This is a genomic window from Streptomyces sp. NBC_00178 (assembly GCF_036206005.1).
In the GTDB taxonomy this organism is placed as follows: Bacteria; Actinomycetota; Actinomycetes; order Streptomycetales; family Streptomycetaceae; genus Streptomyces.
The window spans coordinates 1,082,740-1,099,226 of sequence record NZ_CP108143.1 but is presented as its reverse complement, the minus strand read 5'-3'; the positions used below and the strand labels follow the sequence as shown (position 1 = coordinate 1,099,226).

11 protein-coding genes are annotated in these 16,487 nt (G+C 70.1%); 4 read left to right on the top strand and 7 right to left on the bottom strand.

Translation table 11 applies throughout. From position 1 onward, the window contains the following. Nucleotides 1-67: 67 nt before the first annotated feature. The 3 genes from OHT61_RS04605 (at nt 68) to OHT61_RS04595 (ending at nt 5,076) form a co-directional block, all read left to right on the top strand. Nucleotides 68-703 (top strand): YigZ family protein, encoded by a 636-nt coding sequence (locus OHT61_RS04605; RefSeq protein WP_329035258.1) that lies wholly within the window; start codon nt 68-70, stop codon nt 701-703. A gap of 132 nt (nt 704-835) precedes the next feature. Beyond that, the gene (locus OHT61_RS04600) at nt 836-2,002 is read left to right on the top strand and encodes an exonuclease SbcCD subunit D (RefSeq protein ID WP_329035256.1); all 1,167 of its coding nucleotides are present in this window, start codon (nt 836-838) and stop codon (nt 2,000-2,002) included. Beyond that, nucleotides 1,999-5,076, top strand: coding sequence for an SMC family ATPase (locus OHT61_RS04595; RefSeq protein ID WP_329035254.1), 3,078 nt, complete (start codon nt 1,999-2,001; stop codon nt 5,074-5,076). The genes OHT61_RS04600 and OHT61_RS04595 overlap by 4 nt, the downstream gene beginning before the upstream one ends. Here OHT61_RS04595 and OHT61_RS04590 read toward each other — a convergent pair. The 6 genes from OHT61_RS04590 to OHT61_RS04565 form a co-directional block, all read right to left on the bottom strand. Further along, nucleotides 5,066-5,515, bottom strand: coding sequence for an Lrp/AsnC family transcriptional regulator (locus OHT61_RS04590; protein WP_329043097.1), 450 nt, complete (start codon nt 5,513-5,515; stop codon nt 5,066-5,068). The two genes, OHT61_RS04595 and OHT61_RS04590, sit on opposite strands and share 11 nt — an antisense overlap. 1,199 nt (nt 5,516-6,714) lie before the next feature. Beyond that, nucleotides 6,715-8,022 carry a hypothetical protein gene (locus tag OHT61_RS04585; protein ID WP_329035251.1) on the bottom strand — a complete coding sequence of 436 codons (1,308 nt, stop codon included), beginning with the start codon at nt 8,020-8,022 and terminating at the stop codon, nt 6,715-6,717. Nucleotides 8,023-8,751: 729 nt separating this feature from the next. Then, complete coding sequence (locus OHT61_RS04580; RefSeq protein ID WP_329035249.1) at nt 8,752-9,102, bottom strand: hypothetical protein; 351 nt, start codon at nt 9,100-9,102, stop codon at nt 8,752-8,754. Between the two features lie 17 nt (nt 9,103-9,119). Beyond that, nucleotides 9,120-13,742, bottom strand: coding sequence for a putative T7SS-secreted protein (locus OHT61_RS04575; RefSeq protein ID WP_329035247.1), 4,623 nt, complete (start codon nt 13,740-13,742; stop codon nt 9,120-9,122). Continuing rightward, the gene (locus OHT61_RS04570; protein ID WP_329035246.1) at nt 13,742-14,389 is read right to left on the bottom strand and encodes a hypothetical protein; all 648 of its coding nucleotides are present in this window, start codon (nt 14,387-14,389) and stop codon (nt 13,742-13,744) included. Before OHT61_RS04570 ends, OHT61_RS04575 begins: the two co-directional genes overlap by 1 nt. After that, nucleotides 14,386-14,895, bottom strand: coding sequence for an SseB family protein (locus tag OHT61_RS04565; protein WP_329035244.1), 510 nt, complete (start codon nt 14,893-14,895; stop codon nt 14,386-14,388). The genes OHT61_RS04570 and OHT61_RS04565 overlap by 4 nt, the downstream gene beginning before the upstream one ends. 151 nt (nt 14,896-15,046) lie before the next feature. Between OHT61_RS04565 and OHT61_RS04560 the strand changes: the two genes are divergently transcribed. Continuing rightward, entirely contained in the window at nt 15,047-15,532 is a 486-nt protein-coding gene (locus tag OHT61_RS04560) for a rhodanese-like domain-containing protein (protein ID WP_329035241.1), read from the top strand. Here the strand turns inward: OHT61_RS04560 and OHT61_RS04555 are convergent. Further along, nucleotides 15,451-16,407, bottom strand: coding sequence for an ATP-grasp domain-containing protein (locus OHT61_RS04555; protein WP_329035239.1), 957 nt, complete (start codon nt 16,405-16,407; stop codon nt 15,451-15,453). The genes OHT61_RS04560 and OHT61_RS04555 overlap by 82 nt on opposite strands. Nucleotides 16,408-16,487: the final 80 nt, after the last annotated feature.

Below are 16,487 nucleotides of genomic sequence, written 5' to 3'. Positions count from 1 at the left end.
GGTGACGCCGGACCATTCCCCACGGGAGGGTGAACGGTGCGGCGGGACCGGCGCATAGGGTGGGCGGATGCAGGAGCAGTACCGCACCGTCGCCCGCGCGGGTGTGCACGAGACCGAGGTCGGCCGATCGCGCTTCCTCTGCGCGCTCGCTCCCGCCGCCACCGAGGACGAGGCGCAGGAGTTCGTCGCGCGCGTCCGCAAGGAGCACCCGACCGCCAACCACAACTGCTTCGCCTACGTCATCGGGGCCGACGCCTCGGTGCAGAAGGCGAGTGACGACGGCGAGCCCGGCGGGACGGCGGGCGTCCCGATGCTGCAGATGCTCATGCGCCGTGACATCCGCTACAGCGTGGCCGTGGTCACCCGCTATTTCGGCGGCGTCAAACTCGGCGCGGGCGGGCTGATCCGCGCGTACGGAGGCGCGGTCGGGGAAGCACTCGACGCGCTGGGCACGGTCACCCGGCGCCGGTTCCGGCTCGCCACGGTGACCGTGGACCACCAGCGGGCGGGCAAGCTGGAGAACGACCTGCGCGCGAGCGGCCACGCCGTCCACGACGTCGCGTACGCGGAAGCGGTGACTTTCGGGATCGGGCTCCCGGATGCCGAGGTCGACGACTTCAGGAGCTGGCTGGCAGATGCCACGGCCGGCTCCGCCGCCCTCGAACTGGGTGGCGAGGCGTACGGCGACGTCCGGGGCGGATGAGGTGTCCGGGGCCGTACGGCACTAGCGTGGTCGGCCCGGCGCGGATTCCCGCGGCGGGCGGAGGGCGGGACCTTGTGAGGTCCCGGGGCGGAGGAAGCGGAACATGCGGGGCGAGGCGGCCGGGGTGACGTGGTGAGGATCCTGCACACTTCGGACTGGCACCTGGGGCGGTCGCTCCACAGGGTCTCCTTGCTCGACGCCCAGGCGGTCTTCGTCGGCCATCTCGTCGAGACGGTCCGGGAGCACGAGGTCGACGTCGTCGTCGTCGCCGGCGACGTGTACGACCGGGCCGTCCCGCCGCTCACGGCCGTCCAGCTGTTCGACGACGCGCTGCACCGGCTGGCAGCGGCCGGGGTGCCCACGGTCATGATCTCCGGGAACCACGACTCGGCCCGCAGGCTGGGCGTCGGCGCCGGGTTGATCGCCCGGGCCGGCATCCATCTGCGTACCGACCCCGCCGACTGCGCCACCCCGGTCGTGCTGGACGACAGCCATGGCGAGGTGGCGTTCTACGGGCTGCCCTACCTCGAACCCGCCCTCGTGAAGGACACCCTGGGCGCCCGCAAGGCCGGCCACGAGGCCGTCCTCACGGCGGCCATGGACAGCGTGCGGGCCGACCTGGCCTCCCGGCCCTCCGGTACCCGCTCCGTGGTCCTGGCCCACGCGTTCGTCGCGGGCGGTGAACCCAGCGACAGCGAGCGCGACATCACCGTCGGAGGCGTGGCCGCCGTGCCCGCCGGCGTATTCGACGGCGTCGACTACGTCGCGCTCGGTCACCTGCACGGCTCCCAGACCGTCACGGAGCGGGTGCGCTACTCGGGCTCGCCGCTCGCCTACTCCTTCTCCGAGCACGTGCACCGCAAGTCCATGTGGCTCGTCGACCTCGGCCCCGGCGGCGAACTCGGCGCCGAACGGATCGACTGCCCCGTGCCCCGCCCCCTCGCCCGCCTGCGCGGACACCTGGACCGGCTCCTCGACGACCCCGCACTCGAACGGCACCGCGAGTCCTGGGTGGAGGCCACCCTCACGGACCCGGCCCGCCCCGACGAGCCCATGACCAGGCTCACGGAACGGTTCCCGCACACCCTCAGCCTGGTCTTCGAGCCGGAACGGACCCCCGAGGACCCCCTCGCGTCGTACGCCCAGCGGCTCAGGGGACGCGACGACCAGCAGATCGCGGAGGACTTCGTGGCCCATGTGCGCGGCGGGAGCGGCCCCAGCGCACAGGAGCGGACGGTGCTGCGCGACGCCTTCGACGACGTGCGGGTCGCCGACGTGGCGGGCGAGGTGGCACGTTGAGGCTGCACAAGCTCACCCTGACCGCGTTCGGGCCCTTCGGCGGTACCCAGGAAGTCGACTTCGACGCCCTGTCCGCCGCCGGGATCTTCCTGCTGCACGGACCGACCGGCGCCGGCAAGACCTCCGTACTCGACGCGGTCTGCTACGGGCTGTACGGCGCCGTGCCCGGCGCCCGGCAGAGCCCGGGCACCTCGCTGCGCAGCGACCACGCCGAGGCCGGACTCCCGACGGAGGTGAGCCTCGAACTGACCGTCGGCGGACGCCGCCTGGAGATCACCAGGCGCCCCGCGCAGCCCCGCCCCAAGAAGCGGGGTGGGGGCTTCACGACGGAGAAGGCCCAGAGCCTGCTGCGGGAGTACGACGCCGAGAAGGGCTGGCAGGCCCTCAGCCGCTCGCACCAGGAGATCGGCGAGGAGATCGGCGTGCTCATCGGGATGAGCCGCGACCAGTTCTGCCAGGTCGTTCTGCTTCCCCAGGGCGACTTCGCCCGCTTCCTGCGCGCCGACGCCGAGGCGCGGGGCAAGCTGCTCGGTAGGCTCTTCGACACCCGCCGTTTCGCGGCCGTCGAAGACCGCCTGGCCGAGCTGCGCCGTACCGCCGAGGCGCGGGTCAAGGCAGCCGACGAGCAGATCCTCGCCCTGGCCCAGCGCATCGCGCAGGCCGCCGGACCGGCCGCGGGCGAGGCGGCCCTCCCCGTGGACCGCGCGGGTGAACCCGGACTGGCCGAAGGAGTCCTGCAGTGGGCCGCGGTCGCGCGCAGCGGAGCCCGGGAGCGGCTCGACATCGCCCGGTGCGTCCTGGACGCCGTGGAGGGCAGGAACGAGGCCGCGCGTGAAGCACTGGAGGCCGAGCGCGAACTGGCCCGCCTCCAGCAGCGGTACGAGGAGACCCGCCGCCGTGCCGCCGGCCTGGAGGACCGCCGCGCCGAGCGCGACCGCTGCCACGAACAGCTGACCCGCGCGCGCAAGGCGGACCTCGTCGTACCCGCGCTCGAACTCCGGGACGAGGCCGGACGCGCGCACCGCTCCGCCGTCGCCGAGCGCGAGCGTTCCCGCACCGGACTCCCGGCCCCGCTCGCCGATGCGGGGTCCGACGAGCTCGCCGAGAGGGAGCGGGACATCCGGGCGGAGCTGGGAGCACTCGACGCCGCCCGGCGGGCCGAACGGCGCAGCACGGAGATCGACGCCGAACGCGCAGGTCTCGAAAGGCAGTCCCGCGCCGACGACGAACTGATCCAGGAGGCGGCGCACTGGCTGTCGGGCTGGGACGCCACCCGCCGGGGTCTCGCGGACCGGCTGGAGGCGGCGCAGCTCGCGGCGACCCGGGCGGAACAGCTGGCGGGCCGGCTCGGCCCCGCCCGCAGGAGGCTGGACGCGGCACGCCGGCGTGACGCACTCGCCGCGCAGGAGGACCGGGCGGCGTCCGACCTCACACGCGCCCGCGAACGGGCGGCCGGGGCCCACGAGCACTGGCTCGGGCTGCGCGAACAGCGCCTCCAGGGCATCGCGGCGGAACTCGCGGACCGACTGGTCGACGGAACAGCCTGCGCGGTGTGCGGCTCGGCCGAACACCCCGACCCCGCCCGACCTGCGGCGGGCCACGTGGACCGGGCCACGGAGGAAGCCGCACTCGCCGTCCACCGGAGCGCCGAACAGGCACGCGCGGAGGCGGAGAGCGCGCTCGGCCTGCTGCGCGAACGGCTCGCGGCGGCCCGGGCGGAAGCGGCAGGAGACGTCGACGCCACCGATTCCGCCGATACGGCCGCGGAGGGGCACGAGCCGGCGCCGGCCGAGCAGCCCGCCTCGGTCGCCGGGCTCCAGGAGGCCGTGGACCTGCTCACCGCGGAGCACGCGCACGCGCACCGGCTGGCCGCTGGGACGCACGCGGCCCGGGAAGCGCTCGCCGCCGCCGAACGCGAGCACCTCGGCAGGCTCGACGAACGCCAGCAGGCCGAGCGCCGCGCCGCGGCCCGCACCTCGCAGAGGGAGGCGCTCGACCGTGAGCAGGGGGCGCTGGAAGCCGAGTTGGTGAAGGCGCGCGGCACCTGCGGAACGGTCGCCGAGCACGCCGGCCTGCTGGCGCGCCGGGCCCGGCTGCTCGCGGTCGCGGCGGAGGCCCTCCGCGCGGAGGAGACGGCCGCCGCCCGACTCAAGGAGGCGGACGGCAGGCTCGCCGACGCCGCGTTCCGGGCGGGCTTCGACACCCCGCGGGCCGCCGCGGCGAAGGTCCTCGACGACGCGGCGCAGCGGGAACTCCAGCATCGGATCGACGCCTGGCAGACGGAGGCCGCCACGGTCGCCGACCGGTTGGCCGAGAAGGACGCCAGGGACGCCGCGGAGCGCCCGCCCGCCGCGCCCGGTGACGCGCAGGCGGCGTACGACCTGTCGGTCAGGGCCCTGCGTGAGGGTGCGGCCTCCCACGCGGCCGCGCAGGACCGCAGCACCGAACTCGACAGGCTCTCGCGCCGCGCGGCGGACGAGGTGCGCCGGCTGGGCCCGCTGCGCGAGGAGTACGGGCGGGTGGCCCGCCTCGCGGGCCTGACAGCCGGGACGTCGGCGGACAACGAACGCAGGATGCGACTGGAGGCGTATGTGCTCGCGGCCCGCCTCGAACAGGTGGCGGCCGCCGCGACGGCCCGCCTGCAGCGCATGTCCTCCGGCCGCTACACCCTTGTCCACTCAGACGAGCGCAGCGGCGGCCGGAGGGCGGGGCTCGGCCTGCATGTCGTCGACGCATGGACGGGCAGGGAGCGCGACACGGCGACCCTCTCGGGCGGGGAGACGTTCTTCGCCTCGCTCGCCCTCGCCCTCGGCCTCGCGGACGTCGTGACGGAAGAGGCGGGCGGCGTGCGGCTGGACACGCTGTTCATCGACGAGGGTTTCGGCAGCCTGGACGACCAGACCCTCGACGAGGTGCTGGACGTCCTGGACTCCCTGCGGGAGCGGGACCGCAGCGTCGGCATCGTCAGCCACGTCGCCGACCTGCGCCGCCGCATCCCCGCCCAGCTCGAAGTGGTGAAGGAGCGTCACGGGTCGGCGGTGCGCCACCGGGCGGGCGGGCCGCTCAGCGGCTGACGGCCCGCCGGGGCAGCGGCGAGGAGTACACGATGCTCGTCGTCACGGAACCGAGCGTGCCGATCCGGCCCGTGACCTCCGACAGGTGGCGCACGGACCTGGCGGTCACCTTGAGGATGAAGCAGTCGTCGCCCGTCACATGGTGCGCCTCCACGATCTCCGGGGTCGTGTCCGTCAGGTCGTGGAAAGATTTGTAGTTGCCGTTCGGGTAGCGCAGGCGCACCAGGGCGAGGATCGGCATCCCCAGGCGCTCCGGGTCCACCACGGCGGAGTACCCGCTGATCACCCCGGCCTCCTCCAGCCGGCGCACCCGCTCGGTGACGGCGCTCGGTGACATCGCCACCGCCCGGGCCAGTCCGGCGAAGGAGGCACGTCCGTCGCGTCGCCGGCGAACTCGGCGACGAACACACCTACACCTACCCGGCGGGGTCCGGGTCACCCTGGCTACCGGGTACGCGGGGCGGTTGCGCGTCGAGGACCACAGGAGGCGACGCGGCGACGGCCCGGACCTGCGGAACGGGTGCCGCGCGGTCGTCAGCGAGATCTCCGAGGATGGACGGATCGAGATCACGTGGCGCACGCGCCCGCGCGGTGAGGACGACGCCTCCGTGTCCGCGTGGCTTACCCGACCAAGTCGCCTCCGGCGCCGTGTCTCTGGGCTACGCAATGACGATCGCCGCCTCGGAGGGGATGACCTGCGACAGAAGCCTGCTCTACGGGCAAGGCGCCAAAGCGTTCGCCACGTACCCGGGCCTCACCCGGGGCAGGAAGGCCAACCACCTGTGGCTGCCGCTCGCGGTCATCGAGAGCGAGGACACCCGGGCACGGCTCGGTGACGCCCGCACGGAAAAGGAGCATCCGGAGTGCGCCGTGGACGCCTTCGTGCACTTCCTGGTGCAGTCGCGACCCTGTGCGAAGCTCGCCCCGCGAGCGCCGACCTCGACCGCTCACGATGAGCGGCAGCCGAGCGAGTACCGGCTTACCGACGAGCAGAGGCAGCAGCTCGCACCAACAGAGGAGGAGCGGGAGCCGGCAGGAGCTCCGGCTGGGGACCGTCGTCCGTACGGCGACGCGACCGGACCGACCAGGAGCTCGCCCGGCTCATCGCCACCAGCCCCGTCGAAGCACGACGCAAGGACCAAGCGGCAGCCGAAGCCGCAGAGACTGCGCGCCCTTGCGACAGCAGATCGCAGCGGACAAGGCCCGCGGGGAAGCTCGGGGCCGACGGGAGGTCGCGCCCATCTATCCGCTGCTCGACCTGGCTGGCGGGCAGCTGGTACTCGCGCAAGCCGAGCAGGCCCGCGAGACCGCCGCCGCCCACGCGGCGAGGGCGGATGAGCATGTGCGCCGGCTGGCGGCCGCCGACGACAGGGGCCGGCTCGCGCTGCGCCTGGCGGGCACCTCCCGCAAGGAGCATCTGAAGCTCGAGGAACAGGCCGTCGAACAGCGCGCTGCGGGATGGCGGGAGGCCGCGGAGGCTCGGATCGCGGCAGCCGGGCCGTTGAGACGGCGTGGGAGATTCTGCGGACGAGTCCGTACGCCGCCGTGCTGGGTGCCGCGGAACACCGGGCGCCGGATGTCAGCACCCTTGCGGCCCGGCTCACCGAGATGCGAGAGACGGTCGAGTCCCCGGCTTTGTCAGCTGACGAGTTCGACCGTGGCGGTCGCCGTTCCGGACACATGCCGGGCATCGCCGGTGTACGTGATCGTGTACTCGGCGTACATGTTCCAGTCGGGCGGGGTGTCACTGAAGCTGAAGGTGCCGTCACGCCGGACCTTCGCGTCAGGCAGCTCCAGGCCGTTGCGCGTCACCTTGACCTGACCGCCCTTCGGGAAGGTGATCAGAGAGGTCAGCTTGCCCGTCACCGTGACCGGCGTGCCCTTGGGGTTCGTCTGCGGGGCTGACAGGGTGATGGTGCTGGATGCCTTGGCCAGGTCGGAGACGACGTCGAGAATGACCTCGCCGGAGTAGGGGAATCGGGTGGCGAAGAGCCTGCTGCCGTCGGGCGCCCAGGCGACGCCTCGGTCGAGCAGATCCCAGTACGGCCACGACAGTGCGACTGTGCGGTACGCGGTTGCCTCTCCGGGGCGGTAGATGTGGATGTCCCACTCCCCTCCCGCCACGGTCCCCGCGGCGACCGTGCCACGGGAGTCGACGGCCACGGAGTTGGGATAGCTGCCGGTGTCGTACCGACCGTCCTCGGTCAGGTCTGACAGGCGCCACCGCTGGTGGTAGTAGTCGGAGCCGTTCGCGGTGATGACACTGCTGCCATCCGGCGTCACCACCAGGTCTTCGACATCGCCGATGGCCTCGGTGTAGGCGGTCTCCTGAAGCGTGCCGGAGCCCACGTCGTAGACGCGCATGCCGTTCGCGCCCTGGCTGTCCGCGGCGACGAGCCGACCGGGCGCGCCCGGCGACGAGGCGAGTCGCGGCTTGCCGTACCAGACGGGGTTGTCGTCCAGCGTGACGGCCGGCGTCGCGTCACCGATGGCGACCGACCCGATGCCGGCGTCGAAGACGTTTGACTGGTAGCTGAAGAACAGACGGCCACCGGCGAGGGCGAGGCTTTCCGGCTGGGTGTCGGCACCGGTCGGGATGCGCTGCGTCTCGGTCAAGGTCGCAGTGTCGATCACGGAGATCGCGTCGCCATCCGGGAGTGCCACGTACAGGGTGGACTCGTCGGCTGACTCGGTCATGCCTCGCGCCCCGTCGAGACCCTCTACCTTCTTCATCACCTGTCCGTCGTGGTCGGTGGCCAGCACCACGTCATCGCCGGGCGAGCTGACATACACATGACGGCTGTCGGCGAGAGTCTGCCAGTGCGACCGCACGGGCAGAACGATGCCGCCTTGAGCCTGTGCCGCTGCCGTAGCGGGGGTACCGAGCAGGAGCGGCGCGGTCGCCAGGACCAGCAGAACACCCGCCGCACGTCTTCGTATGCGCATTTCACAGCTCCTTCGAGAGGGGATCCGGCCGCACGGACGGCCGGCGAAGCAACTGTAATGATCGGCAATGACATTGAGATGCATGGTGATCGTCTTAGGGATGCACGTCGTGCCACGCGCTCGCTGGACCTCCGCTGTCCGGCCGCACATGGTCGACCGGCGCTGACGGACCGGCAGCGGCACAGCTGCTACAGACTCGTTCGCCGCTGCCGCACCTGCGGCCTCTGCTGCACGCTGACCCCGGACTGATCCAGCCTGGCTGCTCTCCGGGCCCGTCCCCAACCCTGCGCGGCTGCCGCCAGCGTGCTGTGTGCAGCGGCATCGAGCAGCGCGCGCGGTACTGGAACCCCAGCCTGCGCTGCCACGTCCAGCAGCGACACTGCCGACGCTTGCTCCGCCGGCAGGACTGCCTTGTACGAGCGGGACAACGCTTCCAGCTGGTGAGGGTGGACCGGTCGGAAGCGGTGGTTGTCCGGTCCGGGTGCCGGGTGCTCGAAGACGTCGGTGACGAGGCCGCCCCGCGCCAGGCTCAGGGCCTGCGGCCCGGCAAGAGCGAGCTGCCGGCCGGCGGCGGGTAGTCGGTACAAGGCAGCAGCCAAAGCTCCAGCGCCCTGGGGTGCGGTTGTGGTGCCGCAGAGCGGCTGCCGCGCCCGAGGCCGTGCAGGATCGGCGCGACGTCCTCGATCGTGTGGGCCTCGGCCGCGTGCAGGCGCATTTCCGAGCCCGCCCTCAACCTCCCGCGCCGTTAATCGAGCCCGCGATGCGCGGGGCAAATTCTTCCATGTACTCGCGGTGCTCTACGTGAATCGCGGATTCCGGGATCTCCCCCAAGGGCGACAGGTCGACTCTGTCGAGTTTCCCGCACCCGTCAAGATCGGACAGTGCGTGCAGGAGTGCCTCCAGGGCTACGCGGGACTTCTCGTGTGAGGCCAGCATTGCGAGGAGTTCGCCCGTCACTCCTGCTTGGGTGTCGGAGAGCAGGTTCACAAAGTCCTGAACACGATTGCTCGCCTCCGTGCGCACCTTTTCGTCGGGACTCAGTAGATCTCGGAGGAAGTCGAGGTAATATTTACTTTCCATATTTCTCATCATCCAATTCAATGCGGGTATGGTATCGGAAGATGGCTGGGCCACGGAATGTGGGTGTCGTTGATCGCCGTCTCATTATAGTTCGGACTCTTCGAGTTTCCGATCTGCGCATGATAGAGATTCCCGGCTTCGTCCTGGAATTGGCGACCGATCTGGAGACGGTAGATGGGGCCGCTACTGGCATTTGGCCCGGCGTGCGGCCCGAGATCGGGACCGTGGACGCGCATACGCACCGTCTTACCCGTGACGTCGTCCGTCCATGACCACTTGATGCCGTGTTCGACACCGCCCGGGATCGCCCTCCACGGTTCCTGAACTGCGTCCTTCGGGATGATGCTCAGCGGGTCCGTATCGCCTCTGAGGTCCCAGCCGCCATTCTCGATCCGGGGCGGACAGGGACCGAGCCCGAGCGGGTCACTCCACGTGTGCGGGTTTTGGACGTACGCGACCGGGTTGTCGGCCGGGGCCAGGCCCAGGGGGTCTGGGGCTAGGTAGCGGGCCGCCTCCGGGTCGTAGTAGCGGAAGAAGTTGTAGTGGAGTTCTGATTCGCGGTCGAAGTACTGGCCGGGGAAGCGGAGCGGGGTGTATGCAGTGGCATCGCGGGCCCAGGTGGTGGTGCCCCAGAGGGTGGCGCGGGTGCGCCAAGCCAAGCGGCCCGATTCGTCGACGAGTTCCGTCGGGGTACCGATCAGGTCCGTGACGATGGCGAAGAAGCGGTCATCCGTGGACCCGTGGCGGCGTTCCGTCTGAGTCAGGGGGTGCAAGCCGGCGTAGTCCCAGGTGAGGGTCGTGTCCTCTGTCATCTGCTCACAGAGGGTCGCACCGTCCCAGGTGAAGTGGACGGTCTCCACGGGGGATTGCTTGGCTATTCGGCGCCCCAGAGGGTCGTATGCGTACCGCCAGACTGTGCCGTCCGGCGTCCTCACCGACGTCAGGCGGTCCTCGGCGTCCCACGCGTAGCGCCAGGTGTCAGGCTTTCGCGAGGGGCGGGTCTTCTGACGCAGAATGGTACGACCTTGGACGTCGTGCTCGTAACGGACGGAGCCCGCGCTCCTGATGTTCGTGCCCGTGTACGTGCGGGGACCGGTCGACTCGTGTGACGGGTGCGTGGGCGGCCAGTAAGCCTCGACCTGGTTTCCGACCTCGTCGTAGGCGTACCGTTCAGTCCACCCTGCCGCGTGCACGGTTGTCACGCGGCCTGCCACGTCCAGGTCGAACCGGCGAGTGCCGACACGTGCGTCGGCCGTGGCGACAAGGTTGCCGTCGGGACGGTAGGCGTAAGTGCGGTGCTGGAGACGATGGCCACTACTTGCGGATACCTCTTGGGCGGTGAGGCGACCCATCACGTCGAACGAGGAGGTCAGAGACGCAAAGTCGCCAACGAGGCGGGATGTCTCGCGGCCGAGCGCATCGTGAGTGAAGGTGAGTGTCCGGCCGGAAGTCGTCAGCGAGGCGCGTCGGCCCGCAGCATCGTAAGACCAGCTGCTCACAGCTCCGCCCGGAGTCGTCCGGCCTGTTCGCCTACCCAGCGCATCATGGGTGTAGGTGAGCGTACGGCCGTTTACCCAGTCGGACTTGAGGCGGCCGAAGCGGTCCCGTAGTCGTACCAGCGTCGCGTCCGGGCCGGTGGCCGCCGCCAGCTCGTCGAAGATGTCGTATTCGAACGTCGTGACCGCGCCCGCCGCATCCTTGCGAACGACCTGACCGATTGCATTGTGATCGTACGTGATGGTTTGGGCCAGCGCGTTCGTGCGGGACGTCCGGCGACCGGCCGCGTCGTACCCGTAGGCCACCGCCCGCTCGTCGAAGTCGGTCTCCGTGACCAGGCGGCCTACCCGGTCATATGCGTATGTCCACGTCAGCGCCTGTGGGTTGACCACCTTTGTCAGGCGTAGATTCGTATCGTGGGTGAATTCGTAGCGCACGCCGTCCGGGCCGGTGCGGGCGGTCAACAGGTCGAAGACCGTGTACTCGAAATGGGTTGCTCCGCCCATGGCGTCCGTGTGGGTCAAACAGTTGCCTTCGCCGTCGTAAGTCCACACCTGGGTGCTGTCGTCGGGCTCGACACGCCGGGCGAGCAGTCCCTCGACTGTCCACTCCAGCCGTGTGACGGCGCCCGACGGATCGGTGATGGACACGGGTCGGCCGAATGTGTCGCGCTCATAACGGGTGACTGCCCCCAGCGGATCTTTGATGCTGAGGGGAAGGTCAGCCTCGTCGGTGGTGACCGTCGTGGTATGACCGACTGGATCTGTGACGGATGTTAGCGTGCCCGTGTCGTTGTAGGTGAATATTGTGGTCGCGCCTGAAGGTTCCGTCACTGACGTTCGGTTGCCGCGCTCGTCGAACGTCTGACTCGTGACATTGCCGTCTGTGCCGATGATGCGTATGGGAAGCCCGAGCTTGTTGAACTCGGTTCGCTTCTGCCGTTCGTCCGGGCGCATCATCACCGTTAGGTGGCCGTGCTCATCGTAGGTGGAGCGGGTGATATGTCCGAGTGGGTCCGTGACGGACAGAAGCCGATGGAGGCGGTCGTAATCGAAGCGGGTGACCGCGCCCAATGCGTCGATCTCGGCGACGATCTGAGATCGGTCGTTGATCACGTATCGCGTGGTGCTGCCGCAGCCATCGGTCATGGACGTCATGCGCATGCCGGTGTCGGGGTCGGTGTCGTCCCACGTGAAACGGGCTTCGAGGTGCCCGTTGGTGCCGCTCTGGTACACGCATCGGTCGTGCTCGTCGTAGACGTACTCGTACCGGCTGTTGTTGGTGTCCGTCCAGGCGGTGATGCGGCCCAGCTCGTCGCAGTCGAAGCGCAGGGGTTTGCCTGAGGAGTTGGTGACCGTGGTGAGGTGGCCGTCGGTGTAGCCGTAGCGGAGGATCTCCTGGTCGGTGCCGTCGGGGGCGGCGCCTGCCAGGTGCAGGGCGGTGACTCGGCCTTCGGCGGTGGTGAGTTTCAGGTGGTAGCCGCCGTGGTGCACGATCGAGGTCGGAGCACCCGTCTCGTCGTATTCGAAGGCGATCCAGCGGCCGTTGCGGTCGTCGATCTGGACCAGGAGCGCCGAGTCTCCGGTGGGCTGGTCGGCGAAGTGGCGGACCTGGCCGGTTTCGGGGTCGGTGATGGTGTAGCCGTCGGCCACCCGGTCCAGGGGCCAGCGCCGGCCGTGTGTGGGCATGACAGGGGCGCCGGGCGCGGGATGCGGGTAGGCGAGCAGGCTGCCCTCGCCGCAGCTGAAGACCACGCCTTCCGCGTCGATCTCCAGGCGCTGGTCGACCGTGCTCGACCAGCCGCTGCCGAACCAGAGGCCGGCGCGGTGCGAGGAGTCGAAGACACGCTCGAAGACCAGGGGCAGCGACCCGGGCAGCACGATGTCCGTCTGCGGGAGCAGCATGCGCCCGGTCGCTACGTCGACGGGGTCTCCGGCGCACTTGACCTCGCTGCACTTCTTGGCGTTGGACTCGGGGTTCTTCTCGTGCCCTTGCCGGTTCTTGCCCTTGGGACGTTCGAGCAGGTCCTTCATTCCGGCCCGCAGGCCGCCCTTGAGCAGGCCACCACCCTTGGTACCGACCAGTTCGGGCACGAGTCGGCCGATGAATTCGGAAGGGTCGCCCTTGGCCGCGTCCCAGGCGTTCTTGAGTGTCCGGTCCGGGTTGGCGGCGCTGGAGACGAGGCCGGCGAGCGTCATGTTGACACCCTTGTAGTACTCGGCCGGGTGCGTCAGGTTGTACGGATCGGTCGGATCGACCGAGCGGACGAAGTTCAGCAGCCCTGCCGTGCCCTTGACGACACCACCACCGAAGTGCGCCAGTTCGATGCCCTGACCGACCCCGTAGTCGAAGAATTCCTGCTTGGCCCGGTCCAGACCGGTGGGCTCCTTCGGAGCGTGCGCCATCGCGGCCGTGATTGCACCCTTGGCCGCTTCGGCCGCCTCGTTACGCGCCCGTCGAGCGTGCTGGAGGATCTCCTGGGCGTGCCGGCGCTTGGCCGCGCCCGGGTCGGTGAACGCACCCGGGTGCGGGAGGGGGTGGTCGGTGTTGCGGACCGCGTTGTACGCCTGCGCTTTCTCCTTGAACGCAGCCGCCGCCGTCTCGTAGTCGCGCTTGCCCTCCTTGTAGAGGGCGATCGCCTCACCGGCCTTGGCCTGCGCGCTGGTAACCGTCCCCGCGAACGTCTCCAACGCTGTGGCCGCGTCCTCGAACGCATCCGCCGCGCGCAGCCAGTCGGTGGGCAAGGTCTGGAACTTGGTACGGAAGGCGTCGGCAGCCTCACCCTTCCAATGACCGGAGTCGAGCTTCCTCATCCCGCCACCGACAAGATCGAACGCGCGTCGGAAGTCCCGGAGATTCTTCACCGCCGCACTGATCTTCTCCGGCCGGCCATGGATCAGCTCATTCGCTTCCTCACTCTGACCGAGCTGCTGCTCCCCGACCTCCGCACCCAGCGAGGACGCGGTCTCATCGCCCCAGTCCTCAACCTTGTCGGCCCACTCGTCGGCCCCGACCTTCTCCAGACCGGAGCCGACAATGTCAGTGCTCTTGTCGATGCCCTCGCCGACGATCTCCTTACCCTTGTCGACCAGATCACCGGCACCGTCGTAGAGGGCTCCGCCCCACTTCCCCCAGTCCGCCATCAGCGGCTCTCCCCCCACCGCGGCTGCTCAGCCTGACGAATCGTCTCCTGCGACGGATCGAGCTGCTCCTTCAGCCGCTCATCCGCCGCCGCCCGCACCTGCGGGTCCATCAGCCCGTTGCGCTCCATCGAGTCGAGGGCGGCGTCCTCCACGTCGTAGGCGGTGTTCTTCCAGGTCTGGTTCACCTGGGCCTGGGCGGCGTCCCATGACTCGCGGCTGTAGTCCGGGTTGTCGTACGCGGACTGCGCACGGATCGTGTCCCAGCTCATGGCCTTGACCTCGTCCTCGGACGCATGAGGATTCCCGTTCAGGGAGTTCACACCGATCTTGAACGAGTCCTTGATGTACTGCTCCTGCTCCGCATACGAACCCGCCGACAAACCGACCCCGAGAGCGAAACCGTTCCCCCTCTGCGTCAGAGCCCGCACACCCCACTCCCAACGGTTACAGAACGTCTCGAACTCCGACGCCAGCCCGCCATGCCCCAACTCCAGCCCCGACAAAGCCAGATCCGAGAACCCCCGGCCCGTCGACGCCTGGCCGATCATGCCGAGATCCTTCAGCTCCGCATGCGCCAGATCGATCCCCTTCGCGATCTCAGCCAACGCCTCCGGCGGCACCTGAAGATCGGCGTTGTCCCCGCTCACCGCATCCCCCCGAGATCCACCGCAACCGCGTCCGGCACGATGCCCGCCACCGGCGGGAACAACATCCCGCCGTCCACACTGCCTGCGTCCAGAGCGACCCCTGCCGGCCCCGGGAGCAACGGCACCATCACATCCAGCAACCGGGCACCCAGCACAGTCTGATACGTCCACTCCCGCCCGGCCTCGCCACGGGCCAGCGCGAACCGGGCCAACGCCGCCTCATCCGAGAAGGTGCAAATCCAGCGCACACCGTTCTGCTCCGCCGACCACAGATCACCGGCCTCATCCAGCGGCACCAGCACCGCCGTACGCCGGAACTCACCCAGCAACACAGCAAACTCGCGCCGAGCCGCCCGCGCACGGTCCGCCTCGGCGTCAACCGGCATCGCAACGCCGGGCGCCGGTACATCACGCAGCGGCACCTCGCCCACAGGCCAATCCACCAGGTCTGCGAGCTTCGAACGCCGAGCCGGTGGCCCTGCTATGTCATCCCCGTTATCGAACACGTGTCGAATGCTGTCACGACACTCTTCCCGAGAGCAACGAGCAAAAATGCTCGGCCATGTCGGCCAGGCAACAGTGATATCTCCCGGGACACAAGGTATCGCCGGGGATCCTCACTTCCGGTGGTGAGACTCCGACCGTAGATTTCTGGCCATGAGCACACAGAAGATCACCACAGGCAACCCCGTCCTCCGCGTCCCGCCCGCCACCCCGGCTGCCGCCGCCGCGTACTTCGGTGCCTCGCTCGCGTTCCACGCGGACGTGTCCGACGTCGCTGCGGCGCTCGGATCCGGGGCGGAAGCCGGGTTCGTCGTGCTGGACTCCCGGTCCACCGCCTCCTGGGACCAGGGGCACGTGCCGGGCGCGGTGCACCTGCCGACCGCTCTCATCGCCGAAGGGGCGGCCAGGCTTCTCGATCCGGCCGTTCCCGTCGTCACGTACTGCTGGGGGCCGGGCTGCAACGGTGCGACCCGGGCCGCGCTGGCTCTGGCCGAACTCGGCTACCAGGTCAAGGAGATGCTCGGCGGATTCGAGTACTGGGTACGCGAGGGCTTTGCCTACGAGACCTCGGAGGGGCCGGAGCGACGCACCGCTGACCCGCTCACCGCGCCCGCCCACGACGCGGCCTGCGGCTGCTGACCCGCGCCGACGGCCGACAGGGCGGCGAAGAGGATCCCGCCGTCGTCGTCCGCGGGCAGTCCGCTGACCTGACCGTCCCCCACCTCCACCACCCGCCACACCCCGTCCTCGCGGAGGGCCATGTCGGTGGTGACCCACCGGCAGCCCAGCTCCCGCACGGCCGCGCGGACCTGCCCGAGCGCGGGTTCCGGCACGTGGCCGGGTGTGTCGGGATGGGCCGTCACCAGCACGGGCTCACCGTCCACCCACCAGACACGTGCCTCACCACCCGGCACGAACGGCTCGAAGGCCCGCAGCACGACTCCACCGGAAAGGAATTCGCCCTGCAGGGAGAGGAATTGGTCCACGACGGCGGTGAGCCGTGCCGTGTCCCCGAGTTCGGGCACGAAGCAGGCCTCGTGCCACTCGTGCTTGCGCGACTTCACGAAGTCCTTCACGATCGCCGGCCCAGAGCCGAGAGACCGGGCGAGGGCGGACCAGCCCGCGGGACCCGCCGGCTCGCCTCCGATGTGCGCCGACCGCCAGACGCTGCGCGGGGTCAGGTCCGCGAACACGTCGTACCAGCCGGGGAGTTCGTGCGCCCGCCGGTAGGCGGCGGCGTCGGTGGACGGCGCGCAGCCGCGAGCCACGAGCGCCCGCTCCAGGTCCTCGTAACGCTCCGACGGGATCATCCAGCCCCGGTACCGGTACGGGCCCGAGTCACGTGGCACCCGGCTCACCGCCGTCTCCGCGTCCCCGGCGAGCAGCGCGTCGTGGTCGATGGTGACGACCTGGGCGCCGGTCCGGCGAGCCGCCGCGGCCTCCCGGACGAACGCGGCATCCGGCCGGCCGGGCCGCAGCGGGTCGCGGCAGAAGAGGAATCCGGGGGAAGTCACGCACCACTCGATTCTCGGACGACGTGGGCCCGTCGACGCCGACGGTGAAAGAGGTGGCGGGGCCGGGCGCGGTGCACCCG